At 69.4% G+C, this 19,000-nt stretch carries 20 protein-coding genes, 4 tRNA genes and 1 riboswitch; of the genes, 7 read left to right on the top strand and 17 right to left on the bottom strand.

Translation table 11 applies throughout. The features are described from left to right. A complete protein-coding gene (locus tag QWY80_RS06135) occupies window positions 1-306 on the bottom strand; it encodes a lipopolysaccharide assembly protein LapA domain-containing protein (protein WP_290229829.1) in 306 nt (101 codons plus the stop codon). Between the two features lie 43 nt (window positions 307-349). Next, on the bottom strand, window positions 350-646 hold the full coding sequence (locus QWY80_RS06130; RefSeq protein ID WP_290229828.1) for an integration host factor subunit beta: 297 nt from the start codon (window positions 644-646) through the stop codon (window positions 350-352). A gap of 199 nt (window positions 647-845) precedes the next feature. Between QWY80_RS06130 and QWY80_RS06125 the strand changes: the two genes are divergently transcribed. Continuing rightward, window positions 846-1,139 carry an FAD assembly factor SdhE gene (locus QWY80_RS06125; RefSeq protein ID WP_290229827.1) on the top strand — a complete coding sequence of 98 codons (294 nt, stop codon included), beginning with the start codon at window positions 846-848 and terminating at the stop codon, window positions 1,137-1,139. Further along, window positions 1,099-1,503 (top strand): hypothetical protein, encoded by a 405-nt coding sequence (locus tag QWY80_RS06120; protein ID WP_290229826.1) that lies wholly within the window; start codon window positions 1,099-1,101, stop codon window positions 1,501-1,503. The genes QWY80_RS06125 and QWY80_RS06120 overlap by 41 nt, the downstream gene beginning before the upstream one ends. A gap of 7 nt (window positions 1,504-1,510) precedes the next feature. Here the strand turns inward: QWY80_RS06120 and nadB are convergent, their stop codons facing one another. The 7 genes from nadB to QWY80_RS06085 form a co-directional block, all read right to left on the bottom strand. Continuing rightward, complete coding sequence (gene nadB, locus QWY80_RS06115) at window positions 1,511-3,964, bottom strand: L-aspartate oxidase (protein WP_290229825.1); 2,454 nt, start codon at window positions 3,962-3,964, stop codon at window positions 1,511-1,513. 53 nt (window positions 3,965-4,017) lie between these two features. After that, window positions 4,018-4,104 (bottom strand) — tRNA-Leu (locus QWY80_RS06110). 35 nt (window positions 4,105-4,139) lie between these two features. Continuing rightward, a tRNA-Cys gene (locus QWY80_RS06105) sits at window positions 4,140-4,213 on the bottom strand. 108 nt (window positions 4,214-4,321) lie between these two features. After that, window positions 4,322-4,396, bottom strand: a tRNA-Gly gene (locus tag QWY80_RS06100). Window positions 4,397-4,454: 58 nt separating this feature from the next. Continuing rightward, window positions 4,455-5,003 carry a CDP-diacylglycerol--glycerol-3-phosphate 3-phosphatidyltransferase gene (gene pgsA / locus QWY80_RS06095; protein WP_290229823.1) on the bottom strand — a complete coding sequence of 183 codons (549 nt, stop codon included), beginning with the start codon at window positions 5,001-5,003 and terminating at the stop codon, window positions 4,455-4,457. A gap of 70 nt (window positions 5,004-5,073) precedes the next feature. Next, entirely contained in the window at window positions 5,074-6,888 is a 1,815-nt protein-coding gene (uvrC, locus tag QWY80_RS06090; protein WP_290229822.1) for an excinuclease ABC subunit UvrC, read from the bottom strand. Between the two features lie 9 nt (window positions 6,889-6,897). Next, on the bottom strand, window positions 6,898-7,545 hold the full coding sequence (locus QWY80_RS06085) for a response regulator (protein WP_290229821.1): 648 nt from the start codon (window positions 7,543-7,545) through the stop codon (window positions 6,898-6,900). Between the two features lie 196 nt (window positions 7,546-7,741). On the opposite strand from QWY80_RS06085, the gene QWY80_RS06080 reads away from it, so the two are divergent. Beyond that, window positions 7,742-7,817: transfer RNA gene (locus tag QWY80_RS06080), tRNA-Ala, on the top strand. A gap of 123 nt (window positions 7,818-7,940) precedes the next feature. Here QWY80_RS06080 and QWY80_RS06075 read toward each other — a convergent pair. From QWY80_RS06075 to argF, 5 genes are all read right to left on the bottom strand, one after another. Continuing rightward, on the bottom strand, window positions 7,941-8,741 hold the full coding sequence (locus QWY80_RS06075) for a thiazole synthase (RefSeq protein ID WP_290229820.1): 801 nt from the start codon (window positions 8,739-8,741) through the stop codon (window positions 7,941-7,943). Continuing rightward, window positions 8,741-8,950: a sulfur carrier protein ThiS gene (gene thiS, locus QWY80_RS06070; RefSeq protein WP_290229819.1), complete on the bottom strand. Its 210-nt coding sequence runs from the start codon at window positions 8,948-8,950 to the stop codon at window positions 8,741-8,743. The genes QWY80_RS06075 and thiS overlap by 1 nt, the downstream gene beginning before the upstream one ends. After that, complete coding sequence (gene thiO / locus QWY80_RS06065) at window positions 8,947-10,047, bottom strand: glycine oxidase ThiO (protein ID WP_290229818.1); 1,101 nt, start codon at window positions 10,045-10,047, stop codon at window positions 8,947-8,949. The genes thiS and thiO overlap by 4 nt, the downstream gene beginning before the upstream one ends. Before the next feature lie 59 nt (window positions 10,048-10,106). Continuing rightward, a riboswitch (TPP riboswitch) is annotated at window positions 10,107-10,229 on the bottom strand. Between the two features lie 68 nt (window positions 10,230-10,297). Continuing rightward, the gene (locus QWY80_RS06060; RefSeq protein WP_290229817.1) at window positions 10,298-10,600 is read right to left on the bottom strand and encodes a hypothetical protein; all 303 of its coding nucleotides are present in this window, start codon (window positions 10,598-10,600) and stop codon (window positions 10,298-10,300) included. A gap of 108 nt (window positions 10,601-10,708) precedes the next feature. Continuing rightward, entirely contained in the window at window positions 10,709-11,629 is a 921-nt protein-coding gene (gene argF / locus QWY80_RS06055) for an ornithine carbamoyltransferase (RefSeq protein WP_290229816.1), read from the bottom strand. 165 nt (window positions 11,630-11,794) lie between these two features. Here argF and QWY80_RS06050 point away from each other — a divergent pair, with 165 nt between their 5' ends. After that, the gene (locus QWY80_RS06050; RefSeq protein ID WP_290229814.1) at window positions 11,795-12,139 is read left to right on the top strand and encodes a Grx4 family monothiol glutaredoxin; all 345 of its coding nucleotides are present in this window, start codon (window positions 11,795-11,797) and stop codon (window positions 12,137-12,139) included. A 154-nt stretch (window positions 12,140-12,293) separates the two neighbouring features. Here the strand turns inward: QWY80_RS06050 and rnt are convergent, their stop codons facing one another. Next, complete coding sequence (gene rnt, locus QWY80_RS06045) at window positions 12,294-12,959, bottom strand: ribonuclease T (RefSeq protein ID WP_290229813.1); 666 nt, start codon at window positions 12,957-12,959, stop codon at window positions 12,294-12,296. Between the two features lie 169 nt (window positions 12,960-13,128). On the opposite strand from rnt, the gene QWY80_RS06040 reads away from it, so the two are divergent. Genes QWY80_RS06040 through QWY80_RS06030 form a run of 3 tightly spaced genes read left to right on the top strand, consistent with a single transcriptional unit; the run spans window position 13,129 to window position 15,851 of the window. Then, window positions 13,129-14,349, top strand: a complete 1,221-nt coding sequence (locus QWY80_RS06040; protein WP_290229812.1) for an argininosuccinate synthase — start codon at window positions 13,129-13,131, stop codon at window positions 14,347-14,349. A gap of 49 nt (window positions 14,350-14,398) precedes the next feature. Further along, entirely contained in the window at window positions 14,399-14,716 is a 318-nt protein-coding gene (locus QWY80_RS06035) for an HlyU family transcriptional regulator (protein WP_290229811.1), read from the top strand. A gap of 7 nt (window positions 14,717-14,723) precedes the next feature. Continuing rightward, window positions 14,724-15,851: a DUF294 nucleotidyltransferase-like domain-containing protein gene (locus tag QWY80_RS06030; RefSeq protein WP_290229810.1), complete on the top strand. Its 1,128-nt coding sequence runs from the start codon at window positions 14,724-14,726 to the stop codon at window positions 15,849-15,851. 191 nt (window positions 15,852-16,042) lie between these two features. On the opposite strand, the gene QWY80_RS06025 is transcribed toward QWY80_RS06030, so the two are convergent. Both QWY80_RS06025 and QWY80_RS06020 read right to left on the bottom strand, forming a co-directional pair. Continuing rightward, complete coding sequence (locus QWY80_RS06025) at window positions 16,043-18,781, bottom strand: sensor histidine kinase (protein WP_290229809.1); 2,739 nt, start codon at window positions 18,779-18,781, stop codon at window positions 16,043-16,045. Between the two features lie 3 nt (window positions 18,782-18,784). Then, window positions 18,785-18,988, bottom strand: coding sequence for a hypothetical protein (locus QWY80_RS06020; RefSeq protein ID WP_290229808.1), 204 nt, complete (start codon window positions 18,986-18,988; stop codon window positions 18,785-18,787). Window positions 18,989-19,000: the final 12 nt, after the last annotated feature.

Below are 19,000 nucleotides of genomic sequence, written 5' to 3'. Positions count from 1 at the left end.
CTAGGGGAGTTCCTTCAGCTCCTGGACACGCAGGCGGTCGAGCTCCTTGCGCTGCTGCTGGTTATGGCGCTGGGCGCGAGTCAGCAGGGTGCGCAGGCGCAGGTAGACGCCACTCATGGCCAGCATGCCGAGCAGTACGCCCACGGCGAGGGCGGCCAGCAGCCAGACGGAGAGCGAGGCGGCGGGCAGCTCGATCCAGATCAGGTTCAGCGGCAGTGCCTGCTGGTTGTTGACGGCGAAGAGGATGCCGACCAGTAGAACCGCCAGCAGGATGATGGCCAGGATCAGGCCTTTGAGCCAACGCATGCATATGTCCCCTGTGAATGGATGGTGATGGCCTGGCAGGGACTCAGTAGCCGAGGGCGCGGCTGGCATCCACCTGCTCGCGCAGCTCCTTGCCGGGCTTGAAGTGTGGCACGAACTTGCCGTCCAGTGCGACCGGGTCGCCGGTCTTCGGGTTGCGCCCGATGCGCGGCTCGCGGTAGTGGAGCGAGAAGCTGCCGAAGCCTCGAATTTCGACGCGACCGCCTTCGGCCAGGGTCACGGTGATGTCATCGAGGATCAGCCGAACCGCCGCTTCGACTTCCTTGAGTGACAGCTCGGGCTGTCGCATGGCGATCTGTTCGATCAACTCTGACTTGGTCATCGAGGGTCTCCGTTGGCGGCACGCAACCGGGGTCTACCAACCCGCGCTCTTGTTTTCCCAAAGCATACTCGGCAAAGCGTGACAAAACAACGATATACGACCATTGGCGAGGAAGGGGCCGAACACCGCGGGTCGGCTGCCGTCGGCGCAGGCGTCGGGTATACTGGGCGCCCACCCCATCGGAATGGCGAGGTCGACATTGAACGAACCATCCACCCCGGAAGCGGCACGGCGCAAGCGACTCTACTGGCACTCCCGCCGCGGCATGTGGGAGCTGGACCTGCTGCTGGTGCCCTTCCTCGAGCAGCGCTACGACGGCCTGGACGAGGCCGAGCAGGCCGCCTTCCGTGAGCTGGTCGACGAGGAGGACCAGGACCTCTTCGCCTGGCTGATGCGCCGCGAGCTCCCCGAGGCGCCGGCCCGGCGCCGCATCGTGGAGATGATCATCGAGCATGCCGAGAGCGCCGATAGCGTTGCGCATCGTCCCGTCTAGGCTGGCGCTGCTGGCCCAGGCGCTGCCGGCCACTGCCGTGGCCGGCCTGCTCTTCTACTATCTTCCCCTCGGCATGGCGCTGTCGGCGGTGGCGACGCTGCTGGTCCTGCTGGGATGGCTGGCCGTTCGGCGGCCGCGCGGCGAGTTGCGCGCCACGCCGCTTCCCGGGCGCGGCCTGCAGTGGTACTGGCAGGCCGCGTCCGATGCCGAGCCCGGTGCGGTCTCGCTGGAGTGCGACTACCTCGGGACCTGGCTGCTCGGCCTGCGCGTCGACGGTCGCCGGCTGTGGCTATGGCCGGACAGCTGCGATGGGCCATCGCGGTGGCGGCTGAGGCGCTGGCTGGTGCAGGCCGCCCGGGGCTGATCGGGCCTCAGGCCGGCGGCAGGTCGGCCAGGCGGATTCGCGACGCGCGGGGGGCCGGGTCGGCGTGGTGCGGGCAGTCGGGGTTGTGGTGGAGCCCGCGCGATTCTCGCCGTGCCTGGGCGCTGGCGACGGTCAGGCGCGCCAGGCGCAGGGCGTGCCACAGGCCGGCCAGCGCCGCATCCGGAACGCCTGCCGCGACCCGTGGGGCGATGTCCCGTTCCAGCCGGGCCAGTTCGGTCGTCGCCTCCGCCAGGCCCGCATCATGTCGGACGATGGCCACGCGGGCGCTCATCACCCGGCGCATCGCCTCCCGCCATTCGGCGATCCCTGCCACCGATACGGCATGGCGTCCGGTGGCGTAGGTCGTCAGCGGGGCGGTCGATGGCCGGCGGGGCGCGATCTCCAGGGCGGCCGCGCAGCTGCGGGCGAACACCAGGCACTCCAGCAGCGAGTTGCTGGCCATGCGGTTGGCGCCGTGCAGCCCGGTGCAAGCCACTTCGCCGATCGCGTAGAGCCGCGGCACCGTGGTGGCGCCATCCAGGTCGGTGGCCACGCCGCCGCAGCTGTAGTGGGCGGCCGGCACCACCGGGATCGGTTCACGGGTGATGTCGAGGCCTCGGCTCGCGCAGTGGGCGTGAATGGTGGGGAAATGGTGGTGGATCGCCGCCTCGCCGAGGTGGCGGATGTCCAGGTAGACGTGGTCACTTCCGGTGCGCTGCATCTCGGCATCGATGGCGCGCGCCACCACGTCCCGTGGGGCCAGCTCGGCGCGCGGATCCAGGGCCGGCATGAAGCGCTCGCCCGCGGCATTGAGCAGGCGGCCGCCCTCGCCGCGTACTGCCTCGCTGATCAGGAAGGGCGTGCCCTGCGGGTCGTAGAGGCAGGTGGGATGGAACTGCTGGAATTCCAGGTTCATCAGCTCCGCGCCCAGTTCGGCGGCCATCATCATGCCCTCGCCGCTGGCCGGCTGGGGGCTGGTGGTGTGGCGGTAGAGGCCGCTGGCGCCGCCGGTCGCCAGCACGGTGTCCGCGGCGAGCAGGTCGTGGAGCCGGCCCGCGGCGTCCAGGCAGCGGGCCCCGCGGCAGTTGCCGGCGGTGTCGCCGATCAGGCCGATGGCGGTGAGGTCGTCGCGGATGTGGATCGCCGGGTGGGTGGCAACGTGGGCCTTGAGGGTGTCCATGACCGCCAGGCCGGTGGCGTCGGCGGCGTGGATGATGCGTCGTGCGCCGTGGCCACCCTCGCGCGTCAGGTGGTAGGGGTAGCCGGCATCGGGGCTGGGGTCCGGCGTGAAGGGCACGCCCAGGGTGAGCAGGCGCTCGATGGCGGAGGGGCCCTGCTCGACGGTGAAGCGCACCGCGCGTTCGTCGCACAGGCCGTCGCCGGCCACCAGGGTGTCCTGGACATGGGCCGTGAAGTCGTCCTGGGGGGAGAGCACCGCGGCGATGCCGCCCTGGGCCCAGCGGCTGGCACCCCGGTCGTCGCTGGCGGGACGCAGCAGGGTGACCCGCCGCCGCTCGGCGATCTCGAGCGCCAGCACCAGGCCGGCGACGCCGCCGCCGATGATCAGGACGTCATGATTGCCGGGAGTCATCTTGCGTTCCTCTGTCGGGCCTTCCTTTATCGAAGACGGCGGGGCCGGAGGGAGCCCATTTGCGTCCGGAAGCCCGGCGCAGGCGGTGGCTGGGAGGCGGGTCAGGTCGCCTAGCCGTTCTGCCAGGGCTTCCGTGAGGCGGGCAAGCTCACGATTGAGCCATAGATAGCCGCTGGGGCTGAACAGCGTGCGCCCGGTATCGTCGCGGGCATTGCTGGCCAGGTCGGCGTAGCGTTGCGGGTCGATGCGGCTCACCCGCACGTCGATGCTGCGCCCGGTACGCACCTGGAAGGCCAGGCTGCCGAGCTCACGGGCCAGGCGATGCTGCTCGTCGCGCAGCCCGGTCATCGCGGCGATGCGATCGTGGCCCGCGCGGGTAGTCCAGTGGGTCTCCAGCAGCAGTTCGATGGTGGAGAGCATGCGGCGCTGCAGGGAGATGAGGTCGTCGAGCTCGCCACGCTTCAGGCGCCGCTCGCGGTGGATGGCATCGACCAGGCCGCGCTGCTTGACCAGCAGGCTGCTGGTGGCCTTGAGGAGCGCGCGGGTGTCCAGGTCCACGGACTCGGTGGCCGAGGTGTGGGCATGGTAGAGGCGCGCCATGCGGTCGAGGTTCTCGGCGAGCATGAAGCGCATGGTGTCGGTGGCCTTCTGGGGCAGTACCAGCATGGTCACGGCGATGCCCACCAGGGTGCCCACCAGTACGTCGAAGGCCCGCCACAGTCCGATCCCGAGGTCGTGACTGCCGTCGCCGATCACCAGCAGCAGGCTGATGGCGAAGGTGATGGTCAGGGCCAGCAGCACCCTGAGCACATGCAGGCGGCGTCGATAGCGATGGGTGAAGTAGGGGTCGCGCAGGGGCGGCAGCTTCATCGGACGGTGCCCCATCGGTGGTCCGCGCGAAGCGGATACGGCGTCGGACGATGTGGTGCCCGGAGTCGGACTCGAACCGACACGGTGTCGCCACCGAGGGATTTTAAGTCCCTTGCGTCTACCAATTTCGCCATCCGGGCGGCGCGGTGTTCGAGCGGGCCGAAAAGGGGGAAAGTGGAGGCTGGAGTCGGAATCGAACCGGCGTACACGGAGTTGCAGTCCGCTGCATAACCACTCTGCCATCCAGCCTCATCGAGTCATTCCATTCGGGAATGAATGGAGCGGGAAACGAGATGCGATCGGACCGGCGCACCGGCTCGCGACCCTCTCGAGTCCGCTTCTCCCGTAGGAGAATCATGGAGCGGGAAACGAGATTCGAACTCGCGACCCTCGCCTTGGCAAGGCGATGCTCTACCACTGAGCTATTCCCGCTCGACTCGAGAGCGAATTATACGGATAAGTCGGTGACTGTCAAACGCTTTTGGGGCGCTTACATGGAATCGCTGAGGTGCGGCCAGGCCGCCCGCAGGTAGAGGATCATGGACCACAGGGTCAGCACGGCGGCCGCGTAGAGGGTGAGCACGGCCAGGATGGCGATCGGGGTGCCGGGGGCGAAGGCCAGCAGCAGGAGGATCGAGACCATCTGCAGGGTGGTCTTGACCTTGCCGATCCAGGACACCGCCACCTGGCCCCGCTTGCCCATCTCGGCCATCCACTCGCGCAGCGCCGAGATGACGATCTCGCGGCCGATGATCACCAGGGCCGGCAGGGTCAGCCAGATGGCCTCGTAGCGTTCGATCAGCAGTGCCAGGGCCACGGCCACCATCAGCTTGTCGGCCACCGGGTCGAGGAAGGCGCCGAAGGGGGTCGACTGGTCCCAGCGCCTGGCCAGGTAGCCGTCGAGCCAGTCGGTCACCGAGGCGAGGGCGAAGAAGGCGGCGGCCAGCGGCATGCTCCAGGCGAAGGGCAGGTAGAAGAGCACCACCAGCAGCGGGATGAAGGCGATACGGGCCAGGGTCAGGAGGTTGGGGATGTTCATCGCGCGAAGCTGTCCTTGCCGGTGGGAGGGGGCATCGAAAGTGCGGCCATTCTATCCACCTTCGTGGCCGTCATCCATGCAGGGCCCGATGAATCGTCTCGGCCAGGGTGGCGCTGATGCCCGGCACCCGGGCGAGCTCCTCGCGGCTGGCCTGCTTGACGCCCTGCAGGCCGCCGAAGAAGCGCAGCAATTCGCGACGGCGCCGCGGCCCGACCCCGGGGATGCCCTCCAGGGTGGAGGTGCGCCGCGCCTTGTCGCGCCGGGTGCGGTGGCCGGTGATGGCGAAGCGGTGCGATTCGTCGCGGATGTGCTGGATCAGGTGCAGGGCCGGGGAGGCGGCCTCCAGGTCCAGGGTGCGGTCCACGGTCTCCACGAACAGCGTCTCGAGGCCGGCCTTGCGCGTGCTGCCCTTGGCCACGCCGAGCAGCAGGATCCCGCGGATGCCGAGCTCGGCGAACACCTCGCGGGCCATGTTGAGCTGGCCTTTGCCGCCGTCGACGATCAGCACGTCGGGACGCTCGCCTTCGCCCTCGGCCAGGCGGCGGAAGCGACGCGTGAGCGCCTGCTGCATGGCCGCATAGTCGTCGCCGGCGGCGACCCCCTCGATGTTGAAGCGCCGATAGTCGGACTTGCGCGGGCCGTTCTCGTCGAACACCACGCAGGAGGCGACGGTGGCCTCGCCGTGGCTGTGACTGATGTCGAAGCACTCCAGGCGCGCGGGGGGCGTGTCGAGCCCCAGGGCCTCGCGCAGTGCCTCGAAGCGCCGCGAGAGCTGGGACTGGTTGGCCAACTGGCCGGCCAGTTGCTGCTCGGCATTGGTGCCGGCCAGCTCCTTCCACTGGGCACGGTGGCCGCGCACCTGGTGGGCGATGCGCACCTTGCGCCCGGCGCGTTCGGTCAGCGCCTGGCCGAGCAGCTCCGCGTCGGGTAGCGGGTGGCTGGTGATCACCTCGCGGGGGATCTCGCGGGCCTGGCCCAGGTAGTACTGACTGATGAAGTCGCCGAGCAGTGCCTCGGCCGGCAGGTCCAGGCCGTTGGCCGGGGCATGGTGGCGTGCGCCGAGCAGCCGGCCTCCGCGAATGGCCAGTACCGAGATGCAGAGGGCGCCGGGGCGGCTGGCCAGGGCGAAGACGTCGGCATCGCCGTCGCCGGTGTCGACGATCTGGCGCTGCTGCAACTGGCGCAACTGCTGGATCTGGTCGCGCAGGCGTGCCGCCTCCTCGAAGGCCAGCTCGCGGCTCGCCGCCTCCATCGCCTCGCTGAGCTCGCGGGTGACCTGCTCGCTCTTGCCCTCCAGGCACTGCACGGCGTGCTCCAGGTCGCGCCGGTAGGCCTCCTCCGAGATGTAGCCGACGCAGGGGGCGCTGCAGCGCCGGATCTGGTACTGCAGGCAGGGGCGGGTACGGTGGGCGAAGACGCTGTCCTCGCAGTTGCGGATGCGGAAGATCTTCTGCATCAGCGACAGGCTCTCGCGCACCGCGCCGCTGCTCGGGTAGGGACCCAGGTAGCGGCCGTCGTCGCGCCGCACCCGGGCCCGCTTGTACTCCAGCGCCGGGAAGGGGTGGCGGTCGGTGACGAAGACGAAAGGGTAGGACTTGTCGTCGCGCAGCAGGATGTTGTAGGGCGGACGCAGCTCCTTGATCAGCGTCTGCTCCAGCAGCAGCGCCTCGGTCTCGCTGTTGGTGACCGTCACCTGGATGTCGGCGATGCGCCCCACCAGGGCCTGGGTCTTGGCATTGAGGGCCCCCCGGAAGTAGCTGGCCAGGCGCGCCTTCAGGCGGCGCGCCTTGCCCACGTAGAGGGTGTCGCCTTGGGCGTCCAGCATGCGGTAGACGCCGGGTGCCTCGCTGACCGAGGCCAGGAAATGTCGAGGATCGAAGCTCATGGGCAGAGGCTACTGGACGCCGGCGAAGCCTTCCACCAGGCCGTGACGCAGCCCCAGGTGGGTGAGTTCGACGTCGGAGTGGACGCCGAGCTTCTCGAAGATTCGGTAGCGGTAGGTATTGACCGTCTTGGGGCTCAGGAACAGCCTGTCGGAGATGTCGGCCACCCTCTGGCAGTTGACGATCATCATCGCGACCTGCATCTCGCGGTGGGAGAGCTGGTCGAAGGGGTTGTCGGTCGAATCGATGCGCGACAGTACCAGCCGCTGGGCCACGTCGGGGCTGACATAGCGCTGGCCGCCGAAGACGTCGCGGATGGCGCCGACCATCTCGCCGTGCTGGGAGTCCTTGCTGATGAAGCCGTAGGCCCCGGCGTCGAGCAGGCGCTGGGCGAAGGTCTCCTCGAGCCAGGCGGTGAGGACCAGCACCCGGGTGTCGGGAAGGGAGCGGGTGATCTTGCGGGTCGCCTCCAGGCCGCCGATGCCCGGCATGCGGATGTCCATCAGCACCACGTCCGGACTCAGCCGCTTCGCCTCCAGGATCGCCTCCTCGCCGCAGGAGGCCTCGCCGATCACGCGCATGTCCTCCTCGTCGTTGAGCAGGTGGGCGATGCTGGTCCTTACCAGATGGTGGTCATCGGCAATCAGTACCTTGATCAAGGTGGGTGGCTCCTGGGCGTTTCGGGTGGTTCTCGGGATGCCGGTGCGGGGCAGGTCGCATCCAACTAAAGAGTGGCACAACTGCGTCCGAGGTGGAAAGACTTCTTAGGACCTCGAGGCGGCATCGAAAAAAGGCTTGACGCTGTCGTGTCTGCACCGTAAAATTTGCCCCGTTCTCGCGATGGCGAGACGACGTGGGGCCTTAGCTCAGCTGGGAGAGCGCAACACTGGCAGTGTTGAGGTCAGCGGTTCGATCCCGCTAGGCTCCACCAACGAGTTTTGACGAATCAGCCGCTTGGCGCAATCCGCCAGGCGGCTTTTTCGTGCGTGGGTAAAAAAACCGGGTAAACCTCCCGCACGTCCGCCGTCCCTGGCGGACAGTGGCATGCATGCTGTCAGCCCTTGGCGTGCCAGAAGGGTTGGCCCAGGGTCGGCGTGCTGGGGCTGGCGGTCTGGCGGCGCTCCATCAGGCCGGCCAGCCACGCCTGGCGACCGGCGTCGATCGCCGTGGCGAAGGCGGCGGCCATGCGCGCCGGCTCGCGGGCCTTGGCCACGGCGGTATTGAGCAGCACGCCGTCGTAGCCCATCTCCATGGCCTCGGCGGCCTGGGAGGGGGCGCCGAGGCCGGCGTCGATGATCAGTGGCACGTCGAGCCGGCTGCGCAGGGTGTGCAGGGCGTAGCGGTTCATCAGGCCGCGGCCGGTGCCGATCGGCGAGCCCCAGGGCATCAAAGCCTGGCAGCCCGCCTCGCGCAGCCGTTGGCAGAGCACCAGGTCGTCGGTGCAGTAGGGCAGCACCTTGAAGCCCTGGTCGACCAGCTCGCGGGCCGCCTCCAGCAGGCCGAAGGGATCGGGCTGGAGGTTGTAGTCGTCACCGATCACCTCGAGCTTGATCCAGGGCGTGTCGAACAGCTCCCGGGACATCTCGGCCAGGGTGATCGCCTCCCGGGCGGAGCGACAGCCGGCGGTATTGGGCAGCAGCCGGCAGCCGCTCTCGCGGAGGATCTGCCAGAAGGCGTCGCCGTCGCCGCCGGCAGGGTTCTGACGGCGCAGGCCCAGGGTGACCATGTCGCAACCGGCGGCGGCGATCGCTTCCTGCATCACCGTCGGCGAGGGATAGAGCGCGGTGCCGAGCAGGAAGCGGCTGGCGAAGGCCTCGTCGTAGAGGACCAGGGCGTCGTCGGGTGTCGGGTTCATCAGCCACCTCCTACGGGGGCCACGATATCGATGCGGTCGCCCTCGGCGAGCGGGCGCTCGACCCAGGTCGAGCGCGGTACGAAGGCGTCGTTGACGGCCACGGCGACCTTGCGGTCGGCGTAGCCCCAGAGTTCCAGGGCCCGTGACAGCGCCGTGCCTTCCGGCAGGCGTGCGGGCTCGCCGTTGAGGCTCAGGGTGATCTCGCTCATGGGGTGTGCTCCTGTGGCGGCGGTGCCGCCAGGACGTCGGCGAAGGGCTGGGCGCCTCGGCCGCGCACCACGGCCAGCAGGTGGCCGGCCACCGCGGGGGCCAGCAGGTAGCCGTGGCGGAACAGGCCGTTGGCGGTGATCAGCCCGTCGTGGCAGGTGACATGGGGGAGGTTGTCGCGGAAGGCCGGGCGCAGGTTGACGCCCTGCTCGAGGATGCGCGCCTCGGCGAAGGCCGGTGACAGGGTATAGAGGGCGCTGGAGAGCTCCAGGGAGGACTGCAGCGAGATCGGCGAGCGGTCCTCGCTCTCGATCTGGGTGGCGCCGATCACGAAGCGTCCGCCGGGCTTGGGCACCACGTAGAGCTGGTAGCGCGGGTGCATCAGGCGCACCGGGCGGGTGAAGTGGACCTCGTCGGTGTGCACGTGGAGGGTCTCGCCGCGCACCCCGCGCAGGCTGGGGTGGCGCGGCCGGGCGCCGGTGCCGCGGCAGTCGATCACTAGGTCGAAGGTGCGCCGCCCGGCGGGCGTCTCCAGCTCGCCGGGGAAGGTCTCCACCGGGCAGTGGCCGTGACACTCGCCGCCCAGGCGGCGGATCGCCTCGAGCAGTCGGGCGAGCAGCTCACGGTTGTCCAGGTGGGCCTCCTCCTCGAGGAACAGGCCGTGACGGAAACCGCCCGCCAGGTCGGGCTCGAGCTCATTGAGGCCGGCGGCATCCAGCTCGGCGTAGTGGGCGGAGGCGCCCAGGGCGCCGTCCAGGTCGCGGCGGAACTGGGCGAGTTCGCCCTCGTCCTGGGGGTGGGCGACCATCAGGCTGCCGCGGCGGTGCCACAGGGAGGGGGCCTCGAGCTCCTCGAGCCAGCGCGGCCACTGGGCCAGGGCGAGGCGGCCCATGTCGTAGACGCAGCGCTCGCTGACCACGGTCTCGCACAGCGGTGCGACCATGCCGGCGGCGGTCCAGGCGGCGGCGGGCGGGGTGTCCAGGTCCCCGGCATCGAAGAGGCTGACGGCATGGCCGTCGCGCAGCAGCTGCCAGGCGACCAGGCGCCCCAGGAGTCCGGCGCCGGCGACGGCGACGGTATGTCCGGCGTTGAGTGTCACGATAGCGGGCATCCAGCGGGTGAATGGTGACGAACAGGCCGGATGCGGGACAGCGGGCGGTAGTACACGTCCTTGTTCCCTCCGCAGGCATCAACCTGATCAGGTTCAACGGGTTCGGCCGTACCGATCTCAGCCCCCGTGCACGGCGTCGTGCGCGTGCCAGGGCTCCCCGACAAGTGCTTCCAACATAACGAAACCGGCCCGCCGACGCAATCTGGCGTCGGCGGGCCGGTCAGCGGCGAACCGGCCCTCAGGCGCAGTCGGCGGCGCCTTCCCCGAACATGTCGAACAACAGCTCGCGCCCCAGGCCGGTGAGGACGAAGCGTTGCTGGGCGTTCCAGGTGGCGGCCGCGCTGGACTCGAGGACGCGCTGGCAGGTGGACCACTCGCGGGACTCGCCGTCCAGGACCCGCAGGGCGGAGCGGTCCAGGCCGCGGTGGGGGATGGTGACGGTCTCGAGCACATGGCCCTGGCGGTAGAGCAGGGCGGCCATGTGGGAGAGGCACTGGCGCAGGCTGCGCTGCATGCCGAAGGTGTCGGGGGTAGGTGTCATGCGCCGCGTCATCCTTGCTGGAAGGTGCTGCAGCGCATTATACCACCAAGGTCGTATCAACCAAAGTCTAAGGGGGGCGGCAGCTGCGCAGGCCCTGGAGGCTGCGGTCTAGCTCTCCACGCGGCCCAGCAGCAGGAACTCGATCAGCGCCTTCTGGGCGTGCAGGCGATTGCCGGCCTCCTGCCAGACCACGGCGCGCGGGTCGTCGAGCAGGGTCTCGCTGATCTCCTCGCCGCGATGGGCGGGCAGGCAGTGCAGGAAGAGGGCGTCGGGGCTGGCGCGATCCAGCAGCGCCTCGCTGACCTGCAGGCCGGCGAAGGCGGCCTCGCGCTTGGCCTGCTCCTCCTCCTGGCCCATCGAGGCCCAGACGTCGGTGGTGACCAGGTCGGCGTCCGTTACCGCCTCGGCGGGGGCGCGGTGCAGGGTGACCCGGTCGCCGGCGGCCTCGAGGATGTCGCGGCGCGGCTCAAAGCCCTCGGGGCAGCAGATGCGCAGCCGGAAGTCGAACTGGCGGGCGGCATTGATCCAGGAGTGGCACATGTTGTTGCCGTCGCCGATCCATACCGCGGTCTTGCCCCTGGGGGTGCCGCGCAGCTCGGTCCAGGTCATGACGTCGGCGAGCAGCTGGCAGGGGTGGTAGTCGTCGGTGAGGGCGTTGATCACCGGCACCTCGCTGGCGGCGGCATACTCCTCCAGCCCGGCGTGGGAGAAGGTGCGGATCATCACGATGTCGACCATCTCGGCGAGCACCCGGGCGGTGTCGCCGATGGGTTCGCCGCGGCCCAGCTGGGTGTCGCGGGGCGAGAGGAACAGGGCGTGGCCGCCGAAGTGCGCCATGGCGGTCTCGAAGGAGACCCGGGTGCGGGTCGAGGACTTCTCGAAGATCATCGCCAGGGTGCGGTTGCGGAAGGGCGCATAGCTCGGCCCCTGGGTCTTCAGCTCGTTCTTGATGGTGATGGCGCGCTGGATCAGGTAGTGCAGCTCGTCGGGACTGGCGTCCAGCAGGGTCAGGAAATGCCGTGTGGCCATGGCGGTCGCTCCGCGGGAAAAAACGTCCATCCTAGCCAGGCGCCGGGGGATGCGCAACGCGCCCGCTATCCGTACAATGGGTCATCACCAAGACCGACCGCCGGACTCGGGTATTGCCCAGGGCCCTGGCCCGCCGGCGGCATGCGACACGAACAGGGAGATGCCATGAGCACCACCGTCGAGAACATCCAGCGCCAGATCGGCGAGAACCCCATCCTGATCTACATGAAGGGCACCCCCCAGCTGCCGCAGTGCGGCTTCTCCGCCCAGACCGTCCAGGCGCTGATGGCCTGCGGCGAGCGCTTCGCCTTCGTCAACGTGCTGGACAATCCGGACATCCGCGCCGAGCTGCCCAAGGTGGCCAACTGGCCCACTTTCCCCCAGCTGTGGGTCGAGGGCGAGCTGGTCGGCGGCTGCGACATCGTGCTGGAGATGTACCAGAACGGCGAGCTGGAGAAGCTGGTCAAGGAAACTGCCGAGAAGCACAAGGACGATCAGCCCGAGGGCTGAAGGCTGAAGAGCGGCGCTTCGCGCCTGGAAGCTTGAAGAAGAACGCCCCCGCAGCGATTGAGCTGTGGGGGCGTTTGCTATTGGCGGAGGTGGGCTCATGCTGCTGGCCAGCTTCCAGCTTCCAGCTTCCAGCTTCCAGCTTCCAGCTTCCAGCTTACGCCTCCTCCATCCCCTGCTCGCGCTGGGCCTGGGCCCAGCCGCCGATCTCCTTGTAGCGGTTGACCATGGCGCAGAACAGCTCGGCGGTGCGCTCGGTGTCGTAGCGGGCGGAATGGGCCTCGTCGTTGCTGAATTCGATGCCGGCGGCGCGGCAGGCGCGGGCCAGCACCGTCTGGCCGTACATCAGTCCGGCCAGCGAGGCGGTGTCGAAGCTGGAGAAGGGGTGGAAGGGATTGCGCTTGAGGCCGCAGCGCGCCACGGCGGCGTTGAGGAAGCTGTGGTCGAAGGCGGCGTTGTGGCCGACGAGGATGGCGCGGGTACAGCCGTGGGCCTTGATGGCCTTGCGCACCGGGCGGAAGATCTCACCCAGTGCCTCGGATTCGCTGCACGCGACCTGCCGGCGCAGGGGGTCGTCGAGGCGGATGCCGGTGAAGTCCAGCGCCGACTGCTCGACGTTGGCGCCCTCGAAGGGCTCGACATGGAAGGCATAGGTGGCGTCGGGCAGGAGCCTGCCCTCGGCGTCCATGGTCAGGGTCACCGCGGCGATCTCGAGGATCGCATCGCGTTCGGCGTTGAAGCCGCCGGTCTCCAGGTCCATCACCACCGGCAGGTAGCTGCGGAATCGCTGTGCCATCAGGTCGCGGGCGATCGCCTCGCTCATGCACCCCTCCTCGATCGGGCCTGTGGGTCGACCGGCTGCCCGCGGGCCCGGCCTCGAATCCGCGCCAGTCTAGCAGCTCGGCCCGGCGGCGTCCCGTCGGCGGTATTCGCTGGCCGGCCGCCGCGCTATACTGGCGTTTTCAAGACGTTCACCAGAAAGGAGCCCCCGAATGTCCGATGTCAAGAAGGTCGTGCTGGCCTATTCCGGCGGCCTGGACACATCCGTCATCGTCAAGTGGTTGCAGGAGACCTATGACTGCGAGGTCGTGACCTTCACCGCCGACATCGGCCAGGGCGAGGAAGTCGAGCCGGCCCGTGCCAAGGCCCAGGCCCTGGGCGTCAAGGAGATCTACATCGAGGACCTGCGCGAGGAGTTCGTGCGCGACTACGTCTACCCGATGTTCCGCGCCAACACCATCTACGAGGGCGAGTACCTGCTGGGCACCTCCATCGCGCGCCCCCTGATCACCAAGCGGCTGGTCGAGATCGCCAACCAGACCGGCGCCGACGCCATCTCCCACGGCGCCACCGGCAAGGGCAACGACCAGGTGCGCTTCGAGCTGGGCGCCTATGCGCTCAAGCCCGGCGTCAAGGTGATCGCGCCCTGGCGCGAGTGGGACCTGACCTCCCGCGAGAAGCTGATGGCATACTGCCAGCAGCACGACATCCCGGTGGACTTCACCAGCCAGAAGAAGAAGTCGCCGTACTCCATGGACGCCAACCTGCTGCACATCTCCTACGAGGGCGGCATCCTCGAGGACCCCTGGGCCGAGGCCGAGGAGGACATGTGGCGTTGGAGCGTCTCGCCGGAGGCCGCCCCGGACGAGCCCACCTATGTCGAGCTGACCTATGACAAGGGCGACATCGTGGCCATCGACGGCACGCCGATGCGTCCCCACGAGGTGCTCGAGTCGCTCAACCAACTGGGCGGCGAAAACGGCATCGGGCGTCTCGACATCGTCGAGAACCGCTACGTGGGCATGAAGTCCCGCGGCTGCTACGAGACCCCCGGGGGCACCATCATGCTCAAGGCGCACCGCGCCATCGAGTCGATCACCCTGGACCGCGAGGAGGCTCACCTCAAGGACCAGCTGATGCCCAAGTACGCCGAGGTGATCTACAACGGCTACTGGTGGAGCCCGGAGCGGCGCATGCTGCAGGCCGCCATCGACGAGACCCAGAAGAACGTCTCCGGCGTGGTGCGCCTGAAACTCTACAAGGGCAACGTCATCGTCGCCGGCCGCCAGTCCAAGCAGTCGCTGTTCGACGAATCGGTGGCCACCTTCGAGGACGACGCCGGCGCCTACGACCAGAAGGATGCCGAGGGCTTCATCAAGCTCAACGCCCTGCGCCTGCGCATCGCCGCCGGCAAGGGCCGCAAGCAGGACTGAGCCGCCCCGGGCGCCCACGGGCGCCCGGCATGGGCCAAGGAGCCATGCCATGTTCAAGAAGCTGCTTTCCGGCCTGTTCGGCGGCGGTGAAGCCAGGTCCGGCAACGCCTCTGCCGCCGAGCCGGTGGAGTACCACGGCTACCTGATCATCTCCGAGCCCGCCGAGCAGGGTGGGCAGTACCGGGTCAGCGGCTGGATCCGCAAGCCATTGGCCGGCGACGGCGATGGTGAGGAGGGCGAGGTGCTGGAGCACCGCTTCGAGCGCTCCGACATGGTGCCCGGCCGCGAGGCCTGCGACCAGCTGATGATCAGCAAGGCGCAGCGCTTCATCGACGAGGTGGGCGACGACATGTTCGACGCCCGCTGAACACGCCGTGCGCCTGCTGCATCGCGCCTCGCCCTGGCGGGGGCTGTTCGCCGAGGAGTCCCTGCCCGATCCCGCCACCCTGCCTGCCCTGCTGTCACCCCTGCGCGACGCCCTCGAGGCCCTGGGTCCCGAGCCCGACCTTGCCGATGCCCACGCCTGGCAGCCGACCCTGGTCGATGCCCTGGTGCGCCTCGACCTGCCCGCCTGGCGTATCGCTCAGCTGATCAGCGACCACAACGCCTGGCTTTACCGCCGCACCATCCGGCTCGCCCTGGACGAAATGACGGGCCAGGGCTGGGGAGAGCCGCCGGCGGCCTTCTGCGTGCTGGTGATGGGCTCCGGCGGTCGACACGAGAGCCTGCTGGGGCCGGACCAGGACAACGCCATGGTGATCGCCGATTACCCGGACGCGCGGCACACCGCGATCGACGGCTACTTCCAGTCCCTGGGCGAGCGCTTCACGGCCCGCCTCGACGAAGCGGGCATTCCGCTGTGCAACGGCCAGGTGATGGCGCGCTGGCCGATGTGGCGCAAGCGGCTCTCGGAGTGGCGCGAGCAGCTGGCGATCTGGACCGCGGAGCGACGGGTCAAGCGCGTGCAGCAGGCCAATATCCTGTTCGACTTCAGCCCGGTCTACGGTGAAGCGGCCCTGGCCGAGGCCCTGGGCGAGGCGATCGCCGCTCTGATGCCGTCGGCGGCGCTGTTCCTCGACGAGATGGCCAGCCTGCTCGACGAGTCGCCGGTGGCCCTGGACCGCTTCGGCCGCCTGGCGGGTGGCGTGGAGGGCGCGCCCCACGAGCGTGCCCTCGACCTCAAGCGCCAGGGGTTGCTGCCGCTGGTCGGCGCCGTACGCCTGCTGGCGCTGCGCCACGGCGTGCGCGAGAGCGATACGCGGCGGCGCTTGGTGGCGCTGGTGGCTCGCGATGTGCTGTCGGCGGAGATGTGTCGTGCCCTGACCGCCGCCCTGGGACGGCTGCAGGGGCTGGTGCTGGCCGAGCAGCGCGACAACCTCGTCGCCGGCCGCGCCGCCGATGGCTGGGTGGACGTTGCGCGGCTCGGCGAGGACCAGCGCCTGCTGCTGCGCCACGATCTACAGCAGATTCGAGCACTGCAGCGATGGGCCCCGCGCCAGTAGCCAATAGCGGCGGCCTCCTGGCTTTTCAACCAGCCCCGGAAACCGGGTTGTAGGAGGGCAACTGCGTTGCGCGACTGGAGACCGTAGGCCTCCCGGCGAGGCCTTTACGCGTTGGCGACACCGCCAGGCGCCTGGCGGCGCCAGTCGCGATGCGGAGCATCCCTCCTACCACCTGTCCTCCGCATTCCGATTTACGACGCCGGCGCCTCCGGCAGCTCCATGACCAGGCAGGCGCCGCCCAGGTGGGGGGCCTCCTCCACCCAGAGGCGGCCGCCCAGGTGGGCGACGATGCCGCGGCTGATCGGCAGGCCCAGGCCGCTGCCGCTGGGGCGGCCGCGGCGCTTCTCGGGGCTCTCGCCCGGCCGCTGGATCTGGTGGAACTTCTCGAACACCCGCTCGCGCTCCTCGGCGGCGATGCCGGGGCCGTTGTCCTCCACCGCCAGGCGGTAGTGGTCCTTGTGCCGGACGAGGCTGAGCCGGACCCGGGGCTCGCCCTCGTCGGCGAACTTGCCGGCGTTGTCGAGCAGGTTGATGATCACCTGCTCCAGGCGGTCCGGGTCGCCCACCACCGGCGCCGCCTGCGGGGCGATCGCCACCTCCAGGGCCACGCCGCGATCCTCCTGCATATGGTGCACGGCATCGACGCTGTGACGGGCCAGGGCCACCAGGTCCAGGCGCTGCGGGTCCAGCGTCAGGCGCCCGCTCTCGAGTCGCGCCAGGTCGAGGATCTCCTCGATCAGCCGCGACAGCCGTTGGCTCTCCTTGACCACCACCTCGAGGAAGTGCGCGCGCTTCTCCTCGGGCAGCGCCTGGCTGTCGCGCAGGATCTCGGCGAAGGCGCGTATCGAGGTGAGCGGGGTACGCAGCTCGTGGCTGACCATGGCCACGAACTCGTCCTTGAGGCGGTCGAGCTCGCGCAGCCGCTCGTTGGCGGCGCGCAGTTCCTCGCTGGTGCGGGCCAGCTCCTGGGACTGCTGTTCCAGGCGTCGGTTGACCTCCAGGGTCTCGGAGGTGGTGTCGAGGATGCTGAGGATCGATTCCAGGTCGAGGGCCTCACCGCGGACCACCGAGTTGATCAGTACCCGCGCCGAGGCGTTGCCCAGGGCACCGGAGAGCGCCTGCTCGGCGCGGGCGATCAGTGCCGGGGCGGCGGGCCGCTCATCGCCCGGGGCCTCGCCGTCCTGGTCGGCGAAGATCCGGGCGGTGGCGGCGGCGCCCAGGTAGCGGTCGAGCAGGGCGCGCAGCTCGCCGCGGCTGGTCTGGCCGTGCCATAGCGAGGTCTGCAGCAGGTGGGGGTGCATCGCCTCGGTGAACAGCGCCGCCTGGGTCTGCTCCAGCGGCGACTGGCGGCTGAACAGCGATACGCCCACCAGCAGACCGACGTTGGCGGTCAGGCTCCACAGCAGGGCGTGGGTGTAGATGTCCCAGCCCTCCAGGCCGAACAGGGCGTAGGGACGTAGCCAGGCCAGGCCCCAGGGGCCCTGCTCGAGGAACCCGGCGTCGAGCCAGCCGGACTGGGCGAAGCCCGGGATCAGCAGGGTCCAGGCCCATACCAGGGTGCCGGCGATCAGCCCCAGGGCGGCGCCGTTGCGGGTGGCGCCCCGCCAGTACATGCCGATCAGCATGGCCGGGGCGAACTGGCAGGCGGCGGCGAAGGACACCAGGCCGATGGTCACCAGGCTGTAGGCGTCGCCGATCAGCGCGTGGTAGAGGTAGCCGAGCAGCAGGATCAGCACGATGGCCACGCGGCGGATGCCCAGCAGCCAGCCGGCCAGCTCGCCGCGCCCCCCGCGGTGCAGTCGCCGGGTGCGCAGCAGCAGCGGCATCACCAGCTGGTTGCTGACCATGGTGGACAGCGCGATGGTCTCGACGATCACCATGCTGGTGGCCGCCGAGAGCCCGCCGATGAACACCAGCAGCGGCAGGCCCTCCAGGTCCGCCGACAGCGGCAGGGTCAGCACGAAACTGTCGGGGTCCGCGGCATCGCCGGCGAGCAGCAGGCCGGCCATGGCGATGGGGATCACGAAGAGGTTGATGGCCACCAGGTAGAGGGGAAAGAGCCAGCTGGCCCGGGCCAGGTGACGCTCGTCGACGTTCTCCACCACCAGCACCTGGAACTGGCGGGGCAGGGCGAGGAAGGCGAGGAAGGCCAGCACCAGCATGCCCACCCAGCCGGTGGCGCCCCCCGGTACCGCGTCGAGCCCTAGCCGGCCGGCCAGTTCGGGGCTGGCGGCGACCCGGCCGAACAAGTCGCCGGGGCCGGCGAAGAGCACGAAGAGGGTGAACACGCCCACCGAGAGGAAGGCCGCCAGCTTGACCAGCGACTCGAAGGCGATGGCCGCCACCATGCCCTCGTGGCGCTCGCTGGCGTCCAGGTGGCGGGTGCCGAAGAGGATGATGAACACCGCCAGCACCAGCGCCACCCAGAACGACTTGTCGGCCCAGAAGGGTTCATCGGCCAGGCGCAGCTCGGCGGCCTCGGGGTAGTTGACCAGCACCGCGTGGCTGACGGTGATCGCCTTGAGCTGCAAGGCGATGTAGGGGGTGATGCCGATCAGCGCGATCAGCGCCACCAGGGCCCCGAGGCTCGAGCTCTTGCCATAGCGGGCGCTGATGAAATCGGCGATCGAGGTGATGCGCTGGGCGCTGGCGATGCGCACCATCTTGCGGATCAGGAAGGGCGCCAGGAGCATGGCGAGCGTCGGGCCCAGGTAGATCAGCAGGAAGCTGGGACCGAACTGGGTGGCGCGCCCCACGCTGCCGTAGAAGGTCCAGGCGGTGCAGTAGACGGCGATGGAGAGCGCATAGACGGTGGGCGAGCCGATCAGCGAGCGGCCCTGCTCGGCGCGGCGGTCGCCCCAGGCGGCGATCACGAAGAGCAGCGCCAGGTAGCCGAAGGCGACGGTGAGCACCACGGCGTCGCTGCGCATGCGTCACTCCCGCGGGCCCGAGGGGCCTTCCAGCAGCCAGGCCGCCAGGGCGATCACCAGCCCCCAGGCGGCGAACAGGTAGAGCGGCAGCCAGGAGGGACCCGTGGCCGGCCGGTCGAAGACCAGTACCAGCGGCGGTGAGAAGAGCACCGCGGCCAGCACGATCAGCGCCAGCAGTCGTTCGCCACGGCGAGGCGTGTTCAGCATGGGCGTGGGTCC

It is taken from the genome of Halomonas ramblicola, from assembly GCF_030409215.1.
Taxonomy (GTDB): domain Bacteria; phylum Pseudomonadota; class Gammaproteobacteria; order Pseudomonadales; family Halomonadaceae; genus Halomonas; species Halomonas ramblicola.
The sequence above is the reverse complement of the archived record's forward strand: the minus strand, read 5'-3'. Positions and strand labels throughout refer to the sequence as shown.